We start from the raw sequence: 23,592 nt of genomic DNA, 5'->3' as shown, positions 1-23,592 counted from the left end.
GAGAGTTGCACAGGGTTCCGGGATGTTGCGCCATCGTGACCGGCAACCGTCCGCAGCCTTGAGAAGCGGTGCGCGGGCAAGGTTGTACCAGCCCCGGGCCCGGTTGCTCTACGGAGGACTTCGTCACATGGCACGCACGGAGAGCGGAATCCCGGTCGAACCGGTCTACGGGCCGGGTGATCTGACGGAATGGGACCCCGAGGTCCAATTGGGTGCACCGGGGGACTTCCCCTACACCCGGGGGATTTATCCGAACATGTACACCGGTCGGCCGTGGACCATGCGCCAGTACGCCGGCTTCGGCACGGCCACCGAGTCCAACGCCCGCTACCGGCAGCTCATCGCCGGCGGCGGCACCGGGCTGTCCGTCGCCTTCGACCTGCCGACCCAGATGGGCCACGACTCCGACGCGCCCCTGGCCCACGGCGAGGTCGGCAAGGTCGGGGTCGCCGTCGACTCGCTCGACGACATGCGGACGCTGTTCGACGGGATCCCCCTCGACCGGGTCTCCACTTCCATGACGATCAACGCGCCCGCCGCCCTGCTCCTGCTGCTCTACCAGCTGGTCGCGGAGGAACAGGGCATCTCGGGCGCGCGGTTGACGGGGACGATCCAGAACGACGTCCTGAAGGAGTACATCGCCCGGGGGACCTACATCTTCCCGCCCGAACCCTCGCTGCGGCTGACGGCCGACACCTTCCGCTACTGCCGGGCCGAGATCCCCCGGTGGAACACCATCTCCATCTCCGGCTACCACATGGCCGAAGCCGGCGCCTCGCCCGCGCAGGAGGTGGCCTTCACCCTCGCCGACGGCATCGCCTACGTCCGTACCGCCCTCGCCGCAGGGATGGCGGTCGACGCGTTCGCGCCCCGGCTCTCCTTCTTCTTCGTGGCCCGCACCACCCTGCTGGAGGAGGTCGCGAAGTTCCGTGCCGCCCGGCGGATCTGGGCCCGCGTCATGCGGGAGGAGTTCGGGGCGCGCGACCCGAAGTCGATGATGCTGCGCTTCCACACCCAGACCGCAGGGGTCCAGCTCACCGCGCAGCAGCCCGAGCTGAACCTCGTGCGCGTCGCCGTGCAGGCCCTGGCCGCGGTCCTGGGCGGGACCCAGTCGCTGCACACCAACTCCTTCGACGAGGCGATCGCGCTGCCGACGGAGAAGTCCGCCCGCCTCGCGCTGCGCACCCAGCAGGTCCTCGCGTACGAGACGGACGTGCCGCACACCGTGGACCCCTTCGCCGGGTCCTACGCGGTGGAGCGGATGACGGACGAACTGGAGGCGGCGGTCCTCGACCTGATGCGGCGCGTCGAGGAGCGGGGCGGGGCGGTGGCCGCGATCGAGGCCGGCTTCCAGAAGACGGAGATCGAGCGGAACGCCTACCGCATCGCGCGGGAGACCGACAGCGGGGAGCGGGTGGTGGTCGGCGTCAACCGCTTCGCGCTGGAGCGCGAGGAACCGTACGAGCCGCTGCGCGTGGACCCGGCGATCGAGGAGCGGCAGCGCGCGGCGCTCGCGCGGCTGCGGGCGGAGCGCGACGGGGCGGCGGTGGCGGCGGCGCTCGGGGCGCTGCGGGAGGCGGCGGGGGGAACGGCGAACGTGCTGTACCCGATGAAGGAAGCGCTGCGCGCGCGGGCCACGGTGGGGGAGGTCTGCGGGGTGCTGCGGGAGGTGTGGGGGACGTACGAGCCCACTGGTTCCACATGGTGAGACCCCCGGGGCTGTCAGGGGCGTCCCCATGGGACACTCCTGCCCATGCTGGGTGTCATCGATCTGCCGACGTACCTCGCCGGCCTCGTCCTGATCATTCTCCTGCCGGGACCGAACTCGCTCTACGTGCTGTCCGTCGCCGCCCGCCGAGGGGTGCGCACGGGCTACAAGGCCGCCGCCGGAGTGTTCACCGGCGACGCCGTGCTGATGGCCCTGACCGCTGTGGGTGCCGGGGCGCTGCTCCGGGCGAGCCCGCTCGTCTTCACCGTGGTGAAGTTCCTCGGCGCCGGCTACCTGGCCTGGCTGGCCGTCGGGATGATGCGGGGCGCCTGGGCGCTGTGGCGCACCCGCCGGGACCGGGACGAGGCGCGCGCCGCGGCCCCCGCCGGTCCGGCCGAGCACGAACGCCCCTACCGGCGCGCCCTGCTGATCAGCCTCCTCAACCCGAAGGCCATCCTCTTCCTGATGTCCTTCTTCGTGCAGTTCGTGTCAGAGTCCAACCCGATCGCGGGGTTCGTGACGCTGGGCGTACTGCTCCAGCTGGCAAGCGCGTTGTACCTGACTGCGCTCATCTTCTTCGGGTCTCGTCTGGCTGCTGCGTTCCGTCGCCGGAAGAGGCTCAGCGCAGGCGCCACCTCGGCCGCCGGGGTGCTCTTCCTGGGGTTCGCCCTGAAGCTGTCTCTGGCAAGCGCGTAGGGGGTTGGCATGTCTCACCTCGACGACGCTGCGGCGCTGTTCGCCCGCATGAGCCTCCGGAAGCAGCAAGAGGCACTGCGAGCCCTCGGCCTGCCCGAGAGGCCCCCCAAGGAGCCCCCAAGGTCACCCCGTTCTCCGCCCTTGTCAGCGCACCCAGCAGGCGGAAACGGCAGCCACTCACTGTGAAGGCCGTGAGTCCTGAGGCGCCCCGAGGCCCCAACCCTCTATAGGCCCCGGCCGTGGGCGTCCCGCGACCATCGTTCGCCGACGGCGCCGGTTTCCTGTTCCGGAAACTCGAACCCCTTGCGCCTCAGGTCAGTTGGTCGGAAGCATCGAGGAAGGCACGACACGGCACGCCAGGAGGGGAACCCGTGAAGGTAACCAAGCTCGTCAGCACCTGTGACCTCAAAGACTGCCCGACCATCTACGCGACCGACAGGGGCACGCTGCTGGTTCAGGGCGAGACACCCACGGATCACGGGCTCGACATTCCCGCACGCGAAACCGTGGTCGAGATCCCGGAGCAGCTGATCTTCGATCTCATCCGGAAGGGCCTTCGTGGCGACTTCTAAGACGCTGGCCGAACTGTTCGACACCTTCCAGCAGGAGGCATTCCGCCTGGAGGTGCTGGACGATTACAGCAAATCGGGAAACGTGGACGCCTATCAGGCGTTCCTTGCCGGTAGTCGTCAGCCAGCCGACTATAACGAAGAGTGGGTGTCGGAACTCCGCTCTCACACACGGAACGGCAAACGCATCTATCGGGTGCATATCCTCTCCCGACCCCTCACGCCATATCTCAGGTTCGAATTGGGTTGGGGCTATCAGAAAAATGTCACAGGGGGCGAAGAGTTTTTCATTCTCGACGTCACCGAACGGCCGAACCCGCTGGAAGGGGTTCCAGACTTCTGGCAGATGGATAGCCTGACGCCAGCGGTCATGATCTATTCAGATGATGGCGCATTCCTCGGGGCTGACGTCCTGCCCGAGGAACGTGCTGAAGAGTTCCGTGTGTACCGAGACACGGCCATGGCGCATGCCGAGCCATTCTCCGAATGGTGGGCGAAGTACGGCGAGTGAACAAGGGGCAGCTAGGGGCCGCACTGCGGGCGCTTAGGCAGGCATCCGGTAAGGAGGCCAAAGCCGTCGCCCGCAGTGTCGTCATGTCCGCAAGTAAGCTGAGCAAAATCGAAACAGCCAAGGTCGCTCCGTCCATCGTAGACGTTGAGCGCATCCTCTCAGCCATTGGCGTCTCGGACGAGGTCAAGGCAGAGTATCTGGAAGCTGTCAGGGCAGCGGCAACGGAGGCCACGGCGTGGCGGCTCATCCGCCGCATGGGAGTGCACAAGGCTCAACAGCAGACGAGAGCCCTTGAGAAAGAAATGGGACTCCTGAGGCTCTTCCAGCCGGCCTTGGTCCCCGGCCTGCTCCAAACTCCCGAATACATCAGAGCGATCCTGTCTCGGCACGACCTCGGCGAGGATGTTCTTAACAAGACCATCAGCGCTCGCCTGGATCGCCAACAGGCGCTCTACGACTCATCCAAGGAACTCCACTTCGTCATAACGGAGCCCGTGCTCCGTTGGCGCATCGTGACGGCTTCCAGAATGGCCGAGCAGCTTGACCGGATCGTATCTCTATCGCGCCTACCGCACATAGACGTTCGAATCGTTCCACTGTCCGTACGGCAGCAGGACATAGCCAATCACGCCTTCGTGATCCGGGATGACCGGACAGTGACTGTCGAAACCACTCATGCAGAAATAGTCGTCACGGACCCAAGGGATGTGGCGCTGTACCTGCACAAATTTGAGGGGTTCGCCGACATGGCCCTATCTGGCGGCGAGGCCCGCGCCATGCTTGAAGACGTTCGGGACGACTTCTTGCGCGAACAGGAAACCGGCTAGAACCTGGCCCCGCACCCCGACACCATTGGGTGTCGATTCCCGGAGCGGCGAGGGGTGCGAAATGGCAACCAGAACGGACACGTTCGAGTACGCGACGTACACCGCAAGATGCGAGACGTGCCCGTCGTGCACGATGCCCGTTCCCCTTGACCAGCTCGCCCGGCGGGGAATGCTCGGCCAGAAGGACGGCCCGCCGAAAGTCGCCTACTGGCACACCCGGTGCGTGAACGCGGACGGGTCGCGCCGATGACGCGCTCAGTCCTCCGATACACCGAACATCGGATCATCAGAGACCCCGAAACGGCCCCCCAATGTGGCTGCAAGCTGCCTGCATCCGGGATGCGGTTGGTCTGCTACGCCCGGCCCCGATGTGGCCGAGGTCGACAGGCAGTGCATGACACACACGGGCCTGAACGCGGGCCACAGCCGCTTTCTTCGCGGGTTCTGGGACATCGCCCTTGTTCATCGGGTCACCACGGCCTGACACAGACCCCGCCCCCCGCCAGGGCGGGCAACAAGACGCCCAACGACAGGAGGAGTCACACCATGACGACCATGGTTGAAAGCCCCGGCGCCTTACGGCACGGGCGGGACCTTGTCAGCGCCGATCTGTTCGAGCGCCTCGCCGCGTTCTGCGCGGACGAATACGGGCTTGAGCGGGTCGTGGCCGACCGCGTCATGGATCAGGCCATCGCGTTCGTGTACGTCCTTGGCAGCCAGAAGGCGTACGACATGGCGCCCAGTGAGCGGGTGGACCCCGGATGGCACTCGTTCATGCTCCACACGCAGGAGTACGCCACCTGGTGTCAGGAGCAGTTCGGCTACTTCGTCCACCACGCCCCGAACGCGAAGGTGCGGACGCGCGGACTGATGGTGTCCGTGGCCGACCGTGTCAGGGCTGCCGGGTTCGACGTCGACGTCCGGCTGTGGGGCACCGCAGCCGAGTGCAACCAGCCGGCCTGTTGCGGCGACGGCGACGGCTGCTGACCCGCCAACTCGCCCCCGACACACGGATCATGTCGTGATCCGCTCGAATGAAGGAGGACCCGGGCACGTCTCAGGTACCCGGGTCCTCCCCTGAGCAAAGGTACCGCCCATGCCATCTGATGAGGGTCTGACCGGGAGCAGCAGAGTCACCGTATTCGCCATGTTCGGCGTGGTCTTCGGATATGCCACGCACCACCTTGACGAGCGGAGAATCGGAGACGTCGCCATCGTCGGCCCGCTCACTCCCGGGGTGGAATGGGGGCGCCTGTGGCAGATGGCCCGCACCTGCGGACGGCCCACGGCCAGCGAGACCGAGCTAGCCCAATGGGTACTCACGCAAGCTACCCGGGCATTCGTGTGTGGCAGCGACCGCATCGCGCAGTTCCAAGAGCAGGGGTGGAAGTTGGAGCCAGGCGGGAAGTGGGTCCGGTTCGATGCGACGTACGCCAATCGTGACCAGCTATGGACGGGGAACCTGACCGTGGAAGGGCTCACCCCGGATCAGGTAGCCGAACGGCCCACCCTCTACCAAGCCTGACACGCCCCCCGCTGGCTTCCTCTACCTGACGCTGCTGATATTCGGCGGCACCCGGCTCTCGGAGGCCTTCCGCCGCCGCAGGCGGCTGTCGGCCGGGGCGACCTCGGCGGCGGGCGTGCTGTTCCTCGGCTTCGCGGCCAAGCTCGCGGTCGGCTGACCCCGCCCGGCCCGGAACACCTCAGGTGAGGACGCGGCGCAGGGTCCGGGCCATGCGCCGCACCGTCCGGCTGCGCGGCAGGAACGACAGCTGTGCGGGGATGCCGCCGGGCAGGCCCAGCCCGGTCAGCCGGCGCCGGGTGAAGTACCGCCAGGTGTCCGGGGTCAGGTGCGCGGCGAGGTACGCCTCGGCCGCGGCCCGCCGCGCCGCGAGGACCTGCGGCTGCATGGTGAACCCGACGGCGGTCAGCAGACCGGCCCGCTCGGTTCCCGCCCGTCCCAGGGAGGCGGGAGTCCAGGCGTGGACCGCCGCAGCGTCCGCCAGGTCCGGCAGCAGCGAGTCCACCAGCACCAGCGGTACCCGGTTGCTGTTCTGGTACGGGGCCAGGCGGGCCAGCACGGCCTCGGTGCCGGTACGGGCGACGGGCAGGCCGTACAGCGTGGCGGCCGTCAGCAGTCCGGTGGAGAAGCAGCCGACGACGAGCGCCGGGCGCAGCTGCCCGTAGAGGGTCTCGGCCAGGACCGCGCCGCTCGCCACGGTGAGCCGGGCGCCGAGCCGTTCGGCCTCCGCCGCGGCCCGGCGGGCGTACTCGCCCGGTGCGCCGGGATGGGGCTTGAAGACCAGCGAGCGGTGGCCGAGCGCGAAGGCGCCCCGGACCATCGAGGCGTGCAGCTCCTCCTCCTCGTCCGGGCTCATCAGGTCGAGCGCCGAGAGGTACTGGCCCAGCAGCAGGGCCGGGGACTCCCCGACGTCGTCCAGGCCGGGGCCGTGCGGCGGGAGCTCCGCGAGGACCTTCAGGAAGGACTCCGTCGGTACCACCTCCGGCCGCGCCCCGAACTCGTTCAGCAGCAGCGGCCGCAGGCCGGGCACCAGATCGAGATGGAGCACCCGCCGCACCCGCATCCCGAGCTGCGGGTCGAGGCGGAAGCGGGTGGGCCCGTAGCTCATCAGCCCGTCGGCGTAGACGTCGACCGCCGCGCCGGGGAAGACCCGGCACAGGGACTGGGCCGGCGGTACCTGGAGGGACTCCACGATCAGCTCGACCCGGTCATCGCCGAGCCCCCACAGCGCGCGCAGGTGCCGTTCCCAGATGGGGACGTCCTCGGCGCGCGGGGCCCAGGTGCTCGGGTGCTGCGGTTCGATCACGGCGTTCCAGTCGAGCACCTCGTCGAAGCGCGTGCGCACGGCGGCGAAACCCGGCATGTCGGCCACTCCCGGGGCCACCTCGGCGGTGGCGGAGTGGTTGCTGGTCAGCAGGATCCGGCGGCCCGCGGGTGGGTAGCGGCCCGCGTCGACGCCCGCCGCGAGGGTGGCGGCCCCGTAGAGGGTGGAGGCCAGGAAGATCTGCGTGAGCATCAGACGGTCGCCCCCGACAGGGTGCGGCGGCCGCCGCGCAGACGGCGCAGGAGCGCGGAGCGTTCGGCGTCCATCGATTCCAGGGCCTGGTCGAGCACGTCCTGGGGCATGCGGCCGAGCGCGGCCGCGCTCATCAGGCGGAGTTTCTTGGCCACGGCCGGCTCGTACCTTTCGATGGATCCGAAATGGTGCGCGATAATGGCGCAGTATGTTCGTACGGATTTCGGCATCAGCAGATCGGATTCCCGGTCGGCGGCGACACCGGCGAGCACCTCGTCGAATGCCCGGATGAAATCGAGCTGCCGCTCGTCCCTGATCTGCGTCAACGAGGTGGAAACACCGCGCCGATAGAAGATTCCGGGCAGTCCGACTGCGGCGAAGGACCCGGCCTCCCGGTGCAGCCGCCAGATCCACGGCCGGTCCTCCGCCGTCCGCAGCCCGTCGGTGAAGTGCAGCAGGCCACGGTCCAGCAGCCGCCGGTGGTACATCCCGGCCCAGGCGTAGGGGTAGTCCACCGAGGTCGCCCGGTCGGCGGGCAGGATCGCGCCGCGCGGATCGGCGACGACGGCCTGCGGGCCGAAGGGGACCCGCTGCACGCTCCGCGTCCGGCCCGTGCACCGCACATGGTCGGTTCGGATGAAATCGCAGTCCAGTGCCTCTATGGCGGCCAGCATCCGGGCCAGATGGCCGGGGGCCATCCAGTCGTCCCCGTCCAGGAAGGCGATGTACTCGCCGCGGGCCGCGTCCAGCCCGGTGTTCCGGGCGGTCGCCAGGCCGCCGTTGCTTCCGTGTCTGAGGTGCACCGCCCCGGGCAGCTCGCCCGCCGCTCGTTCCAGCAGGTCGGGTGTCCCGTCCGTCGAGCAGTCGTCGACGAGCAGGAACTCGAAATCCCCACGGGCGTTCAGTTCGAGACTCTTCAGGGCGTCCGGCGCGTATGTCTGCACGTTGTAGAACGGCACGACGACAGAGAGCTTGGGCACCCGCGAGAGATTAGGGCGCCGCCCGTCATTCACCGTGGCCCGGATGCGGATTTCATGTGAACGGCGCGGGGCGGGCGGGTTAACCCGTACGCTTTCGCATTCAGTCGACGCTTTGTTAACCCGCTGTTGTGCGCTCGTTGGGCCGATCACCGAAAACGCCGAATACGTTCTGCCGCGTGCCAGAACGCAAACGCGTCGCCGTACTCGCCGATTCCGACACGCGATGGAAATGGGGCGTCACCACCGCCCGCCGTCTCGTGCCCGACCACCGGCTCACCGGATACCTGCTGCGCGGTCGGGCCACGCCCACCGCCCGCCAGCTCGGCGAGGTCGGGGTGGAGACCGACCGGCCGACCGAGGTGACCTGCGCCGGGTTCCTCGCCGAGATCGCACGCGAGCACTACGACGTGGTCGTCCTCGCGCTCGTCGGCGGTGCCGTCCAAGCGGTCCTGCACGGGGCCCGCGCCCTGTGGCCGGCCCCCGCCACGCGCCCCGTACTGGTCACCGGGTACGTCGGTGTCGTGTACGAGAAGCTCGCCGACGGGCTGCTGCTGAGACACGGCGCCGACCTCGTCCTCGCCAACTCCCGCCACGACGCCGAGCGCTTCCGCGCCGTGTACGAGGGGGTCGGCGCGGACGCCGGCGCCGTCACCGAGACCGCGCTGCCCTTCCTCGGCGGAGCGCCCTACCAGCCGGCCGGGAGCCGCCCCCACACGGTGGTCTTCGCCGTGCAGCCCTCCGTGCCCGACAGCCGAGCCGACCGCGCCTACCTGCTGGAGCGGGCCGCCGGCCACGCCCGCAAGCACCCCGACCGGGAAGTGCTGATCAAGCTGCGCAGCAAGCCCGGCGAACACACCACGCACCTGGAGGAACAGCCGTACCAGCGGCTCGCGGAGAAGATCCCCGGCGGACTGCCGGCCAACTGCCGCCTGGTGTACGGGAACATGGGCGAGGTGCTGGACGGCACCGACCTGCTGGTCACCGTCTCCTCCACGGCCGCCCTGGAGGCCCTGCACCGCTCCATCCCGACGGCCGTCCTCACCGACCTCGGTGTCCGCGAGGCCCTCGGCAACCACCACTTCCTCGGTTCCGGCTGCCTGGCCTCCTGGGACCAGCTCGACTCGGGGCTCCTCCCGGAGGGCGACCCGGTCTGGCTGGCCGCCCAGGGCGTCCGGCCGACCGCCGCTCCGGGCCCGGCAGCCGCAGGCGCCGCCGGCCCGGCCGCCGCCGGGGCCGGCGCGAGCGGTGACGCCTACGCCCTCGCCCGGGCCAAGGCCGCCGGGCTGCTCGCCGCGACCCGGCTGCCCCCGCCCACGCCCTACTACACGCTCACCACCGCGCCCGGATACCTGCCCGGCATCCTCGCCCGGCACCGCCTCGCGCCCGACGGCACCCCGCTGCCGGGCACCGCGCGGCAGGAGGAGGACGGGTCCCGGCTGCGCCGCCGGCTCCGCGCCCACCTGCGCGAGGCCGCCCGCGGGGCGTACCGGCACGGTGTGCAGCGGGTCGCCCCGGTGATCCGCAGGCTGGGGGAGCTGTGAGGGTCCTCGCCGTCATCCCCGCCCGCGGGGGCTCCAAGGGAGTCCCCGGCAAGAATCTCGCCGAGGTCGCCGGCATCCCGCTCGTCGCCCGTGCCGTCCTGGCCTGCCGGGCCGCGCCGACCGTCACCGACGTCGTGGTCTCCACCGACTCCGAGGCCGTCGCCCGGGCCGCCCGCGCCGCCGGCGCCGACGTGATCGCCCGCCCGACCGCGATCTCCGGCGACACCGCGAGCAGCGAGGCCGCCGTCCTGCACGCCCTGTCCGCCTTCGAGGAACTGCACTCGCTCACCGTGGACGTGGTCCTCCTCGTCCAGTGCACCAGCCCGTTCCTCGCGACCTCGGACGTCGAGTCGGTCGCCGTGGCCGTCGCCTCCGGGGCGGCCGACTCGGCCATGACCGTGGCCCCCTTCCACGGCTTCCTCTGGCGGGACGCCCCCGACGGCTCGGGGACCGGGGTCAACCACGACCCGTCCAGCCGGCCCCGCCGCCAGGACCGGCCGCAGGACCTGCTGGAGACCGGTGCGGCCTACGCCATGGACGCCGCCGGCTTCCGCACCGCCCGCCACCGCTTCTTCGGCCGCACCGTGCCGGTACCCACCGACCCCGCCCGGGTCCTGGAGATCGACGACCCGCACGACCTCGCCCGCGCCCGGCTGCTCGCCCCGCTGCTCGACCCGCGCCCCGGCGGCGCATCCGCAGAGCCGCGGCCCGACGCGCGACCGGCCCCACACCCCGACCCGCAGCCCACACCCCGAACGCCCCCGCACCGAAGGACGCCCCCTGCCATGACCTCCACGCCCGACCCCCGCCTGCGCACCTTCGGGGCCCGCACCGCGGGCCCCGGCCGGCCCGTCTACGTCGTCGGCGAGATCGGCATCAACCACAACGGCGACCTCGGCAACGCCTTCGCCCTCATCGACGCCGCCGCCGAGGCCGGCTGCGACGCCGTGAAGTTCCAGAAGCGCACCCCGGAGATCTGCACCCCGCGCGACCAGTGGGACATCGAGCGCGACACCCCCTGGGGCCGGATGACCTACATCGACTACCGCCACCGGGTCGAGTTCGGCGAGGACGAGTACCGCGCCATCGACGAGCACTGCGCCAGGCGCGGCATCGACTGGTTCGCCTCCCCGTGGGACACCGAAGCCGTCGCCTTCCTGGAGAAGTTCGACGTCCCCGCCCACAAGGTGGCCTCCGCCTCCCTCACGGACGACGAGCTGCTGCGCGCCCTGCGTGCCACCGGCCGCACCGTCGTGCTGTCCACCGGCATGTCCACCCCGCGCCAGATCCGCCACGCGGTCGAGGTGCTCGGCAGCGCCAACATCCTTCTCTGTCACGCCACTTCGACATACCCGGCCAAGGCCGAGGAGCTCAACCTGCGGGTCATCGACACCCTGCGCGAGGAGTACCCCAACGTTCCGATCGGCTACTCCGGCCACGAGACGGGCCTGCAGACCACCCTGGCCGCCGTCGCCCTCGGCGCCACCTTCGTCGAGCGCCACATCACCCTCGACCGCGCGATGTGGGGCTCCGACCAGGCCGCCTCCGTCGAGCCCGGCGGCCTGGCCCGCCTCGTCCGCGACATCCGCACCATCGAGACCGCCCTCGGGGACGGGATCAAGCGGGTCTACGCATCCGAGCTGGGCCCCATGAAGAAGCTCCGCCGCGTCCCCGGCGAGCTGGCGGCCGTCTAGGGCGTGTCGCGAAGGTCCCGCCTGCCCCCGGAGAAGGAGTACGTGTGAGCACCTCCGCCGCCACCCTGGCGTTCGTCGAGAGCCCGGTCCAACTGCTCAACGTGCTGGAGTGGGCGTACGCGCGCGCCGACCCCGGCAGAAGGCTGGACGGTCTTCCGGGCCAGCGCGGGCGGCGCCCCGCCGGACCGGGAGCGGGTCCGGAGCCCGTCCCGCGGCCGGCGGGCACGCTCCGGCCCGTCCGGATCGTCGTGCTGCCCCCCACCGACCCCATGTCCCGGGGCCAGCTGCGCCGGATGGCGTCGTTGGCCCGGGACGAAGGGTGCGAGGTGCAGTGGCAGGAGGCGCGCGGCAGCCGGCTCGCACCGGTGAAGGCGCTCGTCGCACTGGCGCGCGACGTCCGCGCGGCGCGCACCGTCGTCGTCGGCGACCCCTTCTCGCGCTACGTCCAGCTCCTGCTCACCCTGGTGCGCGCCGAGGAGCTCGTCGTGGTCGACGACGGCACCGCCACCATGGAGTTCGTCGCCCAGACCGCCCGCGGCGAACGCCTCGTCCGCTGGCACCGGGTCGGCGGCGGAGGGCTGCCCGGCCGGGTCCGCGCGTTGGCGTACGCTCCCGTCTCGGCGGCCGCGCGCCGCCGCTTCGTCCCGGACGGGGTCGCCGCGGAGGGGACGGCCCGCCGCGTCGAGGTGTTCACCTCGATGCCGGTCGACCCGCACGGCGGGATGACCCTGCGGGCCAACGACTTCGCCTGGACCCGCGCCCGCTTCGGCCCGCCCCGCCTGACCCAGGGCACCGACCTGGTCGGTACCTCGCTGGTGGAGACCGGCGTCGTCGACCCGGACCGGTACCAGGGCGCGGTCCGCTCCCTCGCCCTGGAGCACGGAGCCACCCGCTACTTCGCGCACCGCCGCGAGTCCCCGGAGAAGCTGCGCGCCCTGAGCCGGGCGACCGGGCTGGAGATCGTACGCCCGGACCTGCCGCTGGAACTGATCGCGCGTCGGGGTCCCGTCGGCCGGACGATCCTGAGTTTTCCGTCCACCGTCGTCCACACCCTGCCGTACGCCCTGACCGGTACCGGGGTCACCGTCGCCGTATGCGATGTGGACCCGGCCTGGCTCACCGGGTCCGCGTCCCCCCGCGCGAAGAGCTTCCTCGCGGGGGTCACCGACACCGCTCGTGATGTGCACAGACTCCCTGCCCAGGCGGCGCCCACGGCCGGATGAGCGCGCGAGTTTACCCCTGCGTCCACCCGGTCATGCGTCCAGAGGCTGGGTTTCTTTCCCCTAACGGCATGAACTTTTCGTGATCCCCGGTCAGTTGAGCCATCCGTGGGCCTACCCTTCAACGGGTGAACCAGTTGATGTCCCGCGAGTCCCAGACCCTCCAGCCCGTCGCGTCCGACCGGCCCGAGCTGCCCGGCAAACTTCCGGACCACCTGCGCACCGAACTGATCTCCTTCCGCCGGGACTTGCACATGCACCCGGAGCTCGGACACCAGGAATTCCGCACCACCGCGGCGATCAAGGCCAGGCTTGAGGAAGCCGGCCTGCGACCACGGGTCCTGAAGTCCGGTACCGGCCTGATCTGTGACGTGGGCACCTGGGACGGGGGCCGGCCGATGCTGGCCCTGCGCGCGGACATCGACGCCCTCCCCATTCCGGACGCCAAGACGCACGTCCCGTACCGCTCGACCTTCCCGGACCGCGCCCACGCCTGCGGCCATGACGTGCACACCACCGTCGTCCTCGGGGCCGGCCTGGTCCTGGCCGAGCTCGACCGGCAGGGGCTCCTGCCGCGGCCGGTGCGCCTGCTCTTCCAGCCCGCCGAGGAGGTGCTTCCCGGCGGAGCCACCGACGCCATCGGCTCCGGGGTGCTGGACGGCGTGGGCCGGATCATCGCGGTGCACTGTGACCCCCGGGTCGACGCCGGCAGGATCGGACTGCGTAGCGGCCCCATCACGTCCGCCTGCGACCGGCTGGAGGTCAGCCTCACCGGCTCCGGCGGGCACACCGCCCGGCCGCACCTGACCACCGACCTGGTCACCGCCGCCGCCCGGGTGGCCGTCGACGCGCCCGCCCTGCTCGCCCGCCGGATGGACGCCCGCTCGGGCATGTCGGTCACCTGGGGCCGGATCGAGGCCGGGCACGCCTGCAACGTGATCCCGATGCACGCCGAGCTGTCCGGAACCGTGCGGTGCCTGGACCTGGCGGCCTGGCACGAGGCGCCCGACATGATCCACGCGGCGATCGACGAGATCGCCACCATGCACGGGGCCAAGTTCGAGATCAACCACGTGCGCGGGGTGCCGCCCGTGGTCAACGACCCGGTGGTCACCGAACTGCTGCGCGAGGCGATGGGGGCCCGCCACGGCGCCGAGTCGGTCGAGGACACCGAGCAGAGCCTGGGCGGCGAGGACTTCTCCTGGTACCTGGAGCACGTTCCGGGCGCCATGGCCCGCCTGGGGGTGCGTGCTCCCGGTGACACCGCCAAGCGCGATCTGCACCGGGGGGACTTCGACGTGGACGAAGACGCCATCGCCGTCGGCGTCGAGTTCTTCACCGCCGCCGCCTTGATCGACGGGCGCCGCACGCCGCCTTCCAGGTAGCGATCGGGCCGCTTTCCTTACCTCACCGGTGAGCCGCGCGTCGGACGCGTCCGGCCCTTGGTACACAAGGGCTGGACGCGTTGGCAGTTACCGATCGGTCACTGTCCGGTTCGCGACGATCCGATAACGACTCATGAACGGGCCTTTAACTGACATCTACGCGCGTTACGATCGCCGCGAAACCAGCGCCGGTCGTGGCGCTTCGGTCAGGTTTTGAAGGAGCCTCCCCTTGCGCCGGATCACCAGGATCGCCACCGTGGGCATCGCGTCCGCGGCGCTGGCCCTCTCGGCCACCGCCTGTGGCGGTAAGAAGTCCTCTGACGCCGCCTCCCCCTCGGAGTCGGGTGGTCAGAAGTCCGCAGCCATCGCGTACGACATCGGTGGCCGCGGCGACCAGTCGTTCAACGACGCCGCCTACGCCGGCCTGAAGAAGGCCGAGACGGACCTCAAGATCAAGGGCGCCGAGGCGGAGCCCACCGACGGCGAGGGCGAGGCCGACAAGGTCCAGCGCCTCACCGAGCTGGCCCGCAAGGGCAACAACCCGGTCATCGGTGTCGGCTTCGCCTACGCCCCGGCCATCAAGAAGGTCGCGCCGAAGTTCCCGAACACCACGTTCGGCATCATCGACGACACCTCGGTGACCGGCCCGAACATCGCCAACCTGGTCTTCAACGAGGAGCAGGGCTCCTACCTGGCCGGCGTCGCCGCCGCCAAGGCGTCCAAGACCGGCACGGTCGGCTTCATCGGCGGTGTCGAGGTCCCGCTGATCAAGAAGTTCGAGGCGGGCTTCACCCAGGGCGTCAAGGAGACCAACCCGAACGCCAAGGTGCTCTCCGCGTACCTGACCCAGCCGCCGAACTTCGACGGCTTCGCCAAGCCCGACCTGGGCAAGGCCGCCGCGCAGGGCCAGCTCGACGCGGGCGCCGACGTGATCTACGCCGCCGCCGGTCTCGCCGGTTCCGGTGCCATCGAGGCCGCGTCCGCCAAGGGCAAGTGGGCCATCGGTGTCGACTCCGACCAGTACAACCAGGCCGGCCTGGCGAAGTACAAGGACTCGATCCTGACCTCGGTCACCAAGGACGTCTCGGACTCCGTCTTCAACCTGATCAAGTCGGTCGAGGACGGCAAGCCCACCACCGGTGAGATCCGCTACGGTCTGGACAAGGACGGCGTCGGCCTGGCCGACTCCAACCCGAAGTACAAGGAGATGACCGACCTCATCGCCGCGGTGGAGAAGGCCAAGGCCGACATCATCGCCAACAAGATCACTGTCAAGACCGCCCCGTAAGGCAGTCTGCGACATGTAGTCCTGGGTCTCCGGGGCCCGGGAAGCGATCGATGTCGCTCCCGGGCCCCGAGCCTCATTCTGTGATCACTAGTCTGTGACCAAGCAGCCTTTGTGGCCGCGAGTTTTCACTTCCGACAGTGCTACGCGCGTAGAAGCATCGTGGACGCGATACTTTCACTCCCCGCCCTGTCCTCCCTGCCTTCCGCTCCTTTCGCGCCAAGGAGAGTGCGTCATCAACGCGTCCAGCCCGCCCCCCGCCGTAGAACTGCACGGCATCACCAAGCGCTTCCCCGGCGTCGTCGCCAACAAGGACATCGCGATCACCGTCCGCAAGGGCACGGTCCATGCCCTGATCGGTGAGAACGGCGCCGGCAAGTCGACCCTGATGAAGATCCTCTACGGCATGCAGAAGCCGGACGAGGGCACCATCGCCATCGACGGGGAGCAGGTCGCCTTCCACACGCCCGGCGATGCCATCGCCCGCGGCATCGGCATGGTGCACCAGCACTTCATGCTCGCCGACAACCTCACCGTCCTGGAGAACGTCGTTCTCGGCGGCGAGAAGCTCTACGGCATCGGCGCCAAGGCCCGTAAGAAGATCATGGAGATCTCGGACGCGTACGGCCTCGGCGTGCGCCCCGACGTCCTCGTCGAGGACCTCGGCGTCGCCGACCGCCAGCGTGTGGAGATCCTCAAGGTCCTCTACCGCGGCGCGAAGATCCTCATCCTCGACGAGCCGACCGCGGTGCTCGTGCCGCAGGAGGTGGACGCGCTCTTCGACAACCTGCGCGAGCTCAAGTCCGAGGGCCTGACCGTCATCTTCATCTCGCACAAGCTGGGCGAGGTGCTGAAGGTCGCCGACGACATCACCGTCATCCGGCGCGGCACCACGGTCGGCACCGCCGACCCGAGGACCGCCACCCCCAAGCAGCTCGCCGAGCTGATGGTCGGTGCGGAGCTGCCGTCGCCCGAGACCCGCGAGTCCACGGTGACCACGACGCCGATGCTGCAGGTCGAGGGCCTGACTGTCCTTGAGACCGGAGTCGTCGCTCTCGCCCCCGAGGGCTCGGCGCGCTTCGTCATGCCGACGGACTCCTACGTGCACGAGGGCGCGGAGGTCGGCCGTCGGCTGCTCGACGACATCAGCCTCACCATCCACAAGGGCGAGATCCTCGGCATCGCCGGTGTCGAGGGCAACGGCCAGACGGAGCTGATCGAGGCCCTCATGGGCATGATCCACCCCGCTACGGGCGTGATCACCCTCGACGGCGCGGACATCACCAAGACCTCGGTGCGCAAGCGCCGCGAGGGCGGCATCGGCTACATCCCCGAGGACCGCCACCGGCACGGCCTGCTGCTGGAGTCCCCGCTCTGGGAGAACCGCATCCTCGGCCATGTCACCGAGGCCCCCAACTCCAAGAAGGGCATCCTCGACCCGAAGGCGGCCCGCAAGGACACCGAGCGGATCGTGCGCGAGTACGACGTGCGCACCCCCGGCATTGACGTCACCGCGGCCTCGCTCTCCGGCGGCAACCAGCAGAAGCTGATCGTCGGCCGCGAGATGAGCCACCACCCGAAGTTCCTCATCGCCGCCCACCCCACCCGCGGTGTGGACGTCGGCGCGCAGGCGCAGATCTGGGACGCGATCCGCGAGGCCCGCCGCGAGGGCCTGGCCGTACTGCTGATCTCCGCCGACCTCGACGAGCTGATCGGCCTGTCCGACACCCTTCGCGTGATCTACCGCGGCCGCCTGGTCGCGGACGCCGACCCCGCGACCGTCACCCCGGAGGAGCTCGGCACCGCTATGACGGGCGCCGCCTCGGGACACCTGGAAGCAACCGACAACCACTCCGCCGCTGCCGACGGTGACACGACGGAGGACGAGGCCCGATGAAGAAATTCGACAAGGACCGGCTGCTGCTCGCCATCGCCGGGCCCCTGCTCGCGCTGGTCAGCGCCTTCGTACTGACCATGATCGTGCTGGCGGCGACGGGCATCAACCCGATCGAGCCGCTGCGCATCATGGTCGAGAACGGTGGCTACGAGGACGTCCAGATCCTCATCGTCAACCAGGCCGGCACGTACTACCTGGCAGCCCTGGCCGTCGCCATCGGCTTCCGGATGAACCTCTTCAACATCGGCGTCGACGGCCAGTACCGCCTCGCCGCGATGATCTCGGCACTGGTCGGCACCGCCATCACGCTGCCCGGCCCGCTGCACATCCTGCTGATCGTGCTCGTCGCCATGCTGACCGGTGCCTTCTGGGCCGGAATCGCGGGTGTCCTCAAGGCCAAGCGCGGGGTGAGCGAGGTCGTTTCGACGATCATGCTCAACGCCATCGCCACCAGCCTCATCGCCTGGCTGATCCTGCCGAAGAACCTCGGCGTCCAGGTCGAGGGCTCCAACGACCTCACCACCGGCGAGATCGCGCAGTCCGGCTGGTTCCCGGCCCTCTCCCTCGGCGACTCGGGTGAGATCTACGGCTTCACCTTCATCGCCTTCGCCCTCGGCGTCGTCTACTGGTTCGTGCTCAACCGCACCCGCTTCGGCTTCGACCTGCGGGCCAGCGGCGCGAGCGAGTCCGCCGCCGCGGCCTCCGGTGTCGACTCCAAGAAGATGATCGTCACTGCGATGCTCATCTCCGGTGCCGTGGCCGGCCTGTCCGGCATGCCGGTGCTGCTGGGCGAGACCCACACGTACAACCTGGGCTTCCCCGTGGGTGTCGGTTTCACCGGCATCACCATCGCCCTGCTCGGCCGCAACAGCCCCGTGGGCATCTTCTTCGCCGCCCTCCTGATGGCCTTCATCGACAAGGCGTCCGCCGGTCTCGACACGGAGGGCTACGCCCGGGAGATCGGCACGATCATGAAGGGCCTGATCGTGATCGCGGTGGTCGTCTCCTACGAGCTGATCCGCCGCTACGGCATCCGCCGCCAGCAGCAGAAGGTCGGCGAGGAACTGGCTGCGGGCCACGCCATGAAGACCGAGAAGGAGGTCGCGGCGTGAGCGCCAGCACCGTTTCCACGAAGAAGGCGGCACCCGCGCCGGGCGGCCGCAAGAAGCTCACCCTTCCCTGGATGCTGCTGATCGTCGCGGCCGGCCTCGCGCTGGTCTCGCTGGTCCGCCTGGTCTCCGGGGCCAACGACCTGACCTCCGTGGGCCAGGTGTCCGGCGCCCTCTCCCTCGCCGTGCCGATCGGCCTCGCCGGTCTCGGCGGCCTGTGGGCCGAGCGCGCGGGCGTCGTCAACATCGGCCTCGAAGGCATGATGATCCTCGGCACCTGGTTCGGTGCCTGGGCCGGCTACCAGTGGGGCCCCTGGACCGGTGTCCTGGTCGGCATCGCCGGCGGCGCCGTCGGCGGCCTGCTGCACGCGATCATCACCGTCACGTTCAACGTCAACCACATCGTCTCCGGTGTGGCCATCAACATCCTGGCGCTGGGCTTCACCCAGTACCTGTCGAACTTCACGTTCGCCGAGGCGCCGGGCGGCTCCTCCAAGCAGTCCCCGCAGGTGGAGCCGATCACCAAGATCACCATTCCGGGGCTGTCGGACTGGATGGCCGACCTCCAGGCCAAGCACTGGTTCTTCGTCTCGGACCTCGGCGGCGTGATCGGCGGTCTGATCACCGAGATCTCGCTGCTGACCATCGTGGCCCTGCTGCTGATCCCCGCCACCTGGTGGGCGCTGTGGCGGACCTCCTTCGGTCTGCGCCTGCGCTCCTGCGGCGAGAACCCGATCGCCGCCGAGTCCCTCGGCGTCAACGTCTACAAGTACAAGTACATCGCCGTGATCGTCTCGGGCGCCCTCGCGGGCCTCGGCGGCGTGTACCTGTCCGAGGTCGCCAGCCCCATCTACCAGGAGGGCCAGACCGGCGGCCGCGGCTACATCGGTCTCGCCGCGATGATCTTCGGTAACTGGATGCCGGGCGGCATGGCGATGGGCGCCGGCCTGTTCGGCTTCATCGACAGCCTCAAGCTGCGCGGTGGCGCCGAGAACGTCCACGCCATGCTGCTGCTGATCGCGATCCTGCTGGTCATCGTCTGTGCCTGGCAGCTCTACAAGAAGAAGTACCTCCAGGCCGGCATCGCGGCGGTCTTCGCCGCGCTGCTGTTCGTCTGGTACGCGGTGACCGACTCGGTGCCGAGCCAGTTCGTCGACGCGGCCCCGTACCTGACCACGCTGCTCGTGCTCGCCCTGTCGGCACAGCGCCTGCGGATGCCCAAGGCGGACGGCATGCCGTACCGCAAGGGCCAGGGCAAGTGACCGCGGGGCACGAGGTGGACTGGGACGTCCTGCGGACGCACGCCCGGGAAGCGATGACCCGGGCGTACGCCCCCTACTCGGGTTTCCCGGTCGGGGTCGCCGCGCTCGTGGACGACGGCCGCGTCGTGACCGGCTGCAACGTCGAGAACGCGAGCTACGGGCTGGGCCTGTGCGCCGAGTGCGGTCTGGTCTCCTCCCTCCAGGCGACCGGCGGCGGCCGCCTCACGCACTTCACGTGCGTGGACGGCAAGGGCCAGATCCTCGTGCCGTGCGGGCGGTGCCGCCAACTGCTGTACGAGTTCGGCGGGGACGAGCTGCTGGTGGACACCCCGGACGGGGTCCTGCCGCTCGCGGCGATGCTGCCGCAGGCCTTCGGGCCCGATCACCTGAGATAGCCGTGTCGACGGCCCTTCGCCCCTGCCGGGCGGAGGGCCGTCGCCCTTCCGTTCCCCGAACACCTCCCTCCCTCTCTCTATGCGCGTAGAAGGAAGCACCTCATGGACGTCATCTCCGTCATCCGGACCAAGCGGGACCGCGGTGAGCTGAGCCCCGAGCAGATCGACTGGGTCATCGACGCCTACACCCGCGGCGTCGTGGCCGACGAGCAGATGTCCGCCCTGGCCATGGCCATCCTGCTCAACGGCATGAACCGGACCGAGATCGCCCGCTGGACCGCGGCGATGATCGCCTCCGGCGAGCGCATGAACTTCGACGCCCTGTCCCGCCCGACCGCCGACAAGCACTCCACGGGCGGCGTCGGCGACAAGATCACCCTCCCGCTGGCCCCGCTCGTCGCCGCGTGCGGCGCGGCCGTGCCGCAGCTCTCGGGCCGCGGCCTCGGCCACACCGGCGGCACCCTCGACAAGCTGGAGTCCATCCCGGGCTGGCGCGCGCTGCTCTCCAACGAGGAGATGATGCACGTCCTCGACACCACCGGCGCGGTCATCTGCGCGGCCGGCGACGGGCTGGCCCCGGCCGACAAGAAGCTGTACGCGCTGCGCGACGTCACCGGCACCGTCGAGGCCATCCCGCTGATCGCCTCCTCGATCATGTCGAAGAAGATCGCCGAGGGTACGGGCTCGCTCGTCCTGGACGTCAAGGTCGGCACCGGCGCCTTCATGAAGAACATCGAGGACGCGCGCGAGCTGGCGCGCACCATGGTCGGTCTCGGCACCGACTCGGGCGTCAAGACGGTCGCGCTCCTCACCGACATGTCCACCCCGCTCGGTCTGACCGCAGGAAACGCCCTCGAAGTCCGCGAGTCGGTCGAGGTGCTCGCGGGCGGCGGCCCCGCCGACGTCGTCGAGCTGACCATCGCGCTGGCCAAGGAGATGCTGGACGCGGCCGGCATCAAGGACGCCGACCCGGCGAAGGCCCTGGCCGACGGCTCCGCGATGGACCACTGGCGCCGGATGATCGCGGCCCAGGGCGGCGACCCGGACGCGGCTCTGCCCGTCGCCCGCGAACAGCACGTCGTCACCGCCCCGGAGTCGGGTGTGCTGACCCGCCTGGACGCCTACGGTGTCGGCGTCGGCGCGTGGCGCCTCGGTGCGGGCCGCGCCCGCAAGGAGGACCCGGTGCAGGCGGGCGCCGGCATCGAGCTGCACGCGAAGCCGGGCGACACCGTCACGGCCGGCCAGCCGCTGATGACGCTGCACACCGACACTCCGGAGAAGTTCGACTACGCCCTGGCGGCGCTGGACGGCTCCTTCGACATCGCCGCGGCGGGCACGGCCTTCTCCGCCACGCCGATCGTTCTGGACCGCATCGCCTGACCTGCGGCTTCCCCTTCGGGTGAACGGGACCGGTGGACCCCCACCGGTCCCGTTCGGCATGCTGGGATCGGTGACGAACCGATTGAGGAGCACACCATGAGCGCACTCACCGTCCAGCAGGAGCCGCAGGGCGGCGACAGCTGGGAGCGCCTCGTCCGCCTCTGGGAGGAGTCGGACTGGCCCGAGGGCTGCAGGGTGGAGATCATCGAGGGGATCATCACCGTGGCACCACCGCCCGTCAACCATCACAACTACATCGCCGTCAAGGTGCAGCGGGCACTGATGTCCGTGCTGCCGCCGGACTGCGAGATCTACCAAACCCTCAACGTGGCAGTCCCGTCCCGTAGCGGTCTGTTCATTCCGGACCTGGTGGTGGCACCCGACGAGGTGGTCCTGGAGGACGCCAACTACGTCCCGGGGGCCGCAGCCGAACTCGTCGTCGAGATCACCTCGAAGTCGAATGCGGTCAACGACCGCGTCGCCAAGCTCCACGGTTACGCCGCCGCGGGTATCCCGCTGTATCTGCTCATCGACCCGCACGCGACGGGAGAGCCCGCGATCCACTTGTACGGCGAGCCCGCGAACGGCACGTACCGCCTGCTCTGGTCGGGCAAGTTCGGCGAGACCGTCAAGCTGCCGGAGCCCTTCGGCGTGGCGATCGACACCTCCGGCTTCCCCCGTCCCTGACCTCCGAGCCGAGGCAGGGCCTCGACCGGGCGGGGGCGTCAGGCCAGTGTCCGGTCGTACCGATGAAATCCGGTGGGCGGAGGAGTCATCCCCTCGTGGAGATCACCCGACTCGTGCTGCCCGGACCCGCTCCGACCGCCCCTGACGCCGCGACGCTGTGTGCGCGCCTGGCCCGCCTCTACGAGGGCGGGGCCCGCGCGGTGGAGTGCGATGCGCGGGCCGTCACCGCCCCGGGCCTGGGCGCCGTGGAGGTGCTGGCCCGGCTGCGACTGACCGCGCGGGGGCGTCCGCTGCGGGTGACCGGTGCCGCGCCCGCCCTACGCGCCCTGCTGGACCTCGTAGGACTCGTCGAGCTGCTCGGGGAGGCCGAACAGCGGGAACCACCGGGCCGTGTCGAGGAAGGCGTTGAGGCCGACGATCCGGCCGTCTGAGACCTCCAGCACCTGCAGCGCCCACGGGGTGTGCCCGGGAAGGCCGTCCTCGCGCGGCCGGTACTGGCCGAAGGCCGGCATGCCGTTCGCGGTCGTCGGGACCAGGCGGGAGCCCTTGCAGCCGATGCCCTGGCCCAGGTGCCACGCGGCGATGTCCGTCGTGCCCTGCAGCCACAGGTCGAACGGCGGCATGGACATGATGGCGTCCTCGTGCAGGAGCGCGGTGAGGCGGGAGATGTCGTAGGACTCGAAGGCGGCGAGGTACTGCTCCAGCAGCTTCGCCTGCTCCGCGTCCAGCGGGTCGGCCGACTCGCTCGCGCGGAGCCGCTGCCCGGCGAGCGTGGCCCGCGCCCGCTGGAGCGCGCTGTTCACCGACGCCACCGTGGTGTCCAGCAGCTGCGCGACCTCGTCCGCCTTCCAGGCCAGTACCTCGCGCAGGATGAGCACCGCGCGCTGCTTGGCCGGCAGGTGCTGGAGGGCCGCGACGAAGGCCAGCCGGACGGACTCCTTCGCGAGCGCCATCTCGGCCGGGTCCGCGGTCTGCGGCAGCACCCGGGCGTCCGGGACCGGCTCCAGCCAGGTCACCTCGGGCCGCTGGTTGAGCACGGCGGAGGACTGGTGCTGAGGAGCGGTCAGGTCCATCGGGCGGGCCCGCTTGTTCCCGGCGTTCAGCAGGTCCAGGCAGACGTTCGTGGCGATCCGGTAGAGCCACGACCGCAGTGAGGAGCGGCCCTCGAACTTCGCGTGACTGCGCCAGGCGCGGACGTAGGTGTCCTGCACCGCGTCCTCGGCGTCGAAGGCGGAGCCGAGCATCCGGTAGCAGTAGCCCGTGAGCTCCACCCGGTATCGGTCCATCGCCGCATCGAGGTCGCTGCTGGTGGTGGCGAGGTCGCTCATGTCGGTGCATCCCCCTGGTGTTCGTGGCTGTTTCGGAATCTACCCGAGGGCTCCGACAGCGGCAGCGGGAAGCGCGTGAC

Annotated in this window: 23 protein-coding genes and 2 pseudogenes; 22 read left to right on the top strand and 3 right to left on the bottom strand. The window is 70.1% G+C overall.

Annotated elements, in window-relative coordinates:
- Positions 1–127 precede the first annotated feature (127 nt).
- From AW27_RS12405 to AW27_RS12370, 9 genes and pseudogenes are all read left to right on the top strand, one after another.
- The gene (locus AW27_RS12405) at positions 128–1,708 is read left to right on the top strand and encodes an acyl-CoA mutase large subunit family protein (RefSeq protein WP_037919150.1); all 1,581 of its coding nucleotides are present in this window, start codon (positions 128–130) and stop codon (positions 1,706–1,708) included.
- Positions 1,709–1,753: 45 nt separating this feature from the next.
- Positions 1,754–2,404 (top strand): leucine efflux protein LeuE, encoded by a 651-nt coding sequence (gene leuE / locus AW27_RS12400; protein ID WP_037919155.1) that lies wholly within the window; start codon positions 1,754–1,756, stop codon positions 2,402–2,404.
- Positions 2,405–2,775: 371 nt separating this feature from the next.
- Complete coding sequence (locus AW27_RS12395) at positions 2,776–2,976, top strand: hypothetical protein (protein WP_037919158.1); 201 nt, start codon at positions 2,776–2,778, stop codon at positions 2,974–2,976.
- The gene (locus AW27_RS12390) at positions 2,963–3,484 is read left to right on the top strand and encodes a DUF6879 family protein (protein WP_037919159.1); all 522 of its coding nucleotides are present in this window, start codon (positions 2,963–2,965) and stop codon (positions 3,482–3,484) included. Before AW27_RS12395 ends, AW27_RS12390 begins: the two co-directional genes overlap by 14 nt.
- Positions 3,481–4,311: a helix-turn-helix domain-containing protein gene (locus AW27_RS12385; RefSeq protein WP_037919162.1), complete on the top strand. Its 831-nt coding sequence runs from the start codon at positions 3,481–3,483 to the stop codon at positions 4,309–4,311. Before AW27_RS12390 ends, AW27_RS12385 begins: the two co-directional genes overlap by 4 nt.
- A gap of 277 nt (positions 4,312–4,588) precedes the next feature.
- Complete coding sequence (locus AW27_RS34560; RefSeq protein ID WP_483316554.1) at positions 4,589–4,795, top strand: DUF7848 domain-containing protein; 207 nt, start codon at positions 4,589–4,591, stop codon at positions 4,793–4,795.
- Between the two features lie 62 nt (positions 4,796–4,857).
- Positions 4,858–5,298 carry a glycine-rich domain-containing protein gene (locus AW27_RS12380; protein ID WP_172671283.1) on the top strand — a complete coding sequence of 147 codons (441 nt, stop codon included), beginning with the start codon at positions 4,858–4,860 and terminating at the stop codon, positions 5,296–5,298.
- Positions 5,299–5,458: 160 nt separating this feature from the next.
- Positions 5,459–5,836 carry a hypothetical protein gene (locus AW27_RS12375; protein ID WP_236647550.1) on the top strand — a complete coding sequence of 126 codons (378 nt, stop codon included), beginning with the start codon at positions 5,459–5,461 and terminating at the stop codon, positions 5,834–5,836.
- Between the two features lie 10 nt (positions 5,837–5,846).
- Positions 5,847–5,993, top strand: a pseudogene (locus tag AW27_RS12370) (leucine efflux protein LeuE); the annotation flags it as partial.
- A gap of 21 nt (positions 5,994–6,014) precedes the next feature.
- Here the strand turns inward: AW27_RS12370 and AW27_RS12365 are convergent.
- Both AW27_RS12365 and AW27_RS12360 read right to left on the bottom strand, forming a co-directional pair.
- Complete coding sequence (locus AW27_RS12365; protein ID WP_037919165.1) at positions 6,015–7,349, bottom strand: polysialyltransferase family glycosyltransferase; 1,335 nt, start codon at positions 7,347–7,349, stop codon at positions 6,015–6,017.
- Positions 7,349–8,329, bottom strand: coding sequence for a glycosyltransferase family 2 protein (locus AW27_RS12360; protein ID WP_037919167.1), 981 nt, complete (start codon positions 8,327–8,329; stop codon positions 7,349–7,351). Before AW27_RS12360 ends, AW27_RS12365 begins: the two co-directional genes overlap by 1 nt.
- A gap of 176 nt (positions 8,330–8,505) precedes the next feature.
- Here AW27_RS12360 and AW27_RS12355 point away from each other — a divergent pair, with 176 nt between their 5' ends.
- The 13 genes and pseudogenes from AW27_RS12355 (at position 8,506) to AW27_RS12295 (ending at position 22,615) form a co-directional block, all read left to right on the top strand.
- Positions 8,506–9,870, top strand: coding sequence for a DUF6716 putative glycosyltransferase (locus tag AW27_RS12355; RefSeq protein ID WP_037919169.1), 1,365 nt, complete (start codon positions 8,506–8,508; stop codon positions 9,868–9,870).
- Positions 9,867–10,250 (top strand): annotated as a pseudogene (locus AW27_RS12350) (acylneuraminate cytidylyltransferase family protein); the annotation flags it as partial. The gene AW27_RS12355 and the pseudogene AW27_RS12350, both read left to right, overlap by 4 nt.
- Positions 10,251–10,655: 405 nt before the next feature.
- Positions 10,656–11,564, top strand: a complete 909-nt coding sequence (locus tag AW27_RS12345) for an N-acetylneuraminate synthase family protein (protein ID WP_037919931.1) — start codon at positions 10,656–10,658, stop codon at positions 11,562–11,564.
- A 44-nt stretch (positions 11,565–11,608) separates the two neighbouring features.
- On the top strand, positions 11,609–12,787 hold the full coding sequence (locus AW27_RS12340; RefSeq protein ID WP_037919171.1) for a hypothetical protein: 1,179 nt from the start codon (positions 11,609–11,611) through the stop codon (positions 12,785–12,787).
- A 137-nt stretch (positions 12,788–12,924) separates the two neighbouring features.
- The gene (locus AW27_RS12335; protein ID WP_037919174.1) at positions 12,925–14,169 is read left to right on the top strand and encodes an amidohydrolase; all 1,245 of its coding nucleotides are present in this window, start codon (positions 12,925–12,927) and stop codon (positions 14,167–14,169) included.
- Between the two features lie 229 nt (positions 14,170–14,398).
- Positions 14,399–15,457 carry a BMP family lipoprotein gene (locus AW27_RS12330; RefSeq protein ID WP_037919176.1) on the top strand — a complete coding sequence of 353 codons (1,059 nt, stop codon included), beginning with the start codon at positions 14,399–14,401 and terminating at the stop codon, positions 15,455–15,457.
- 232 nt (positions 15,458–15,689) lie between these two features.
- On the top strand, positions 15,690–17,351 hold the full coding sequence (locus AW27_RS12325; RefSeq protein ID WP_078556197.1) for an ABC transporter ATP-binding protein: 1,662 nt from the start codon (positions 15,690–15,692) through the stop codon (positions 17,349–17,351).
- Positions 17,348–18,463 carry an ABC transporter permease gene (locus AW27_RS12320; RefSeq protein ID WP_037919178.1) on the top strand — a complete coding sequence of 372 codons (1,116 nt, stop codon included), beginning with the start codon at positions 17,348–17,350 and terminating at the stop codon, positions 18,461–18,463. Before AW27_RS12325 ends, AW27_RS12320 begins: the two co-directional genes overlap by 4 nt.
- Positions 18,460–19,722 (top strand): ABC transporter permease, encoded by a 1,263-nt coding sequence (locus AW27_RS12315; protein ID WP_037919180.1) that lies wholly within the window; start codon positions 18,460–18,462, stop codon positions 19,720–19,722. Before AW27_RS12320 ends, AW27_RS12315 begins: the two co-directional genes overlap by 4 nt.
- Positions 19,719–20,117, top strand: coding sequence for a cytidine deaminase (locus tag AW27_RS12310; RefSeq protein ID WP_037919182.1), 399 nt, complete (start codon positions 19,719–19,721; stop codon positions 20,115–20,117). Before AW27_RS12315 ends, AW27_RS12310 begins: the two co-directional genes overlap by 4 nt.
- Positions 20,118–20,219: 102 nt before the next feature.
- Complete coding sequence (locus AW27_RS12305; RefSeq protein WP_037919184.1) at positions 20,220–21,497, top strand: thymidine phosphorylase; 1,278 nt, start codon at positions 20,220–20,222, stop codon at positions 21,495–21,497.
- Positions 21,498–21,593: 96 nt separating this feature from the next.
- Positions 21,594–22,184 (top strand): Uma2 family endonuclease, encoded by a 591-nt coding sequence (locus AW27_RS12300; RefSeq protein ID WP_037919186.1) that lies wholly within the window; start codon positions 21,594–21,596, stop codon positions 22,182–22,184.
- A 95-nt stretch (positions 22,185–22,279) separates the two neighbouring features.
- Positions 22,280–22,615, top strand: coding sequence for an STAS domain-containing protein (locus AW27_RS12295; protein ID WP_236647551.1), 336 nt, complete (start codon positions 22,280–22,282; stop codon positions 22,613–22,615).
- On the opposite strand, the gene AW27_RS12290 is transcribed toward AW27_RS12295, so the two are convergent.
- Positions 22,502–23,512, bottom strand: a complete 1,011-nt coding sequence (locus AW27_RS12290) for a sigma-70 family RNA polymerase sigma factor (RefSeq protein ID WP_037919188.1) — start codon at positions 23,510–23,512, stop codon at positions 22,502–22,504. The genes AW27_RS12295 and AW27_RS12290 overlap by 114 nt on opposite strands.
- Positions 23,513–23,592: the final 80 nt, after the last annotated feature.

The sequence above is a fragment of the Streptomyces sp. PCS3-D2 genome, assembly GCF_000612545.2.
Lineage (GTDB): Bacteria > Actinomycetota > Actinomycetes > Streptomycetales > Streptomycetaceae > Streptomyces.
The sequence above is the reverse complement of the archived record's forward strand: the minus strand, read 5'-3'. Positions and strand labels throughout refer to the sequence as shown.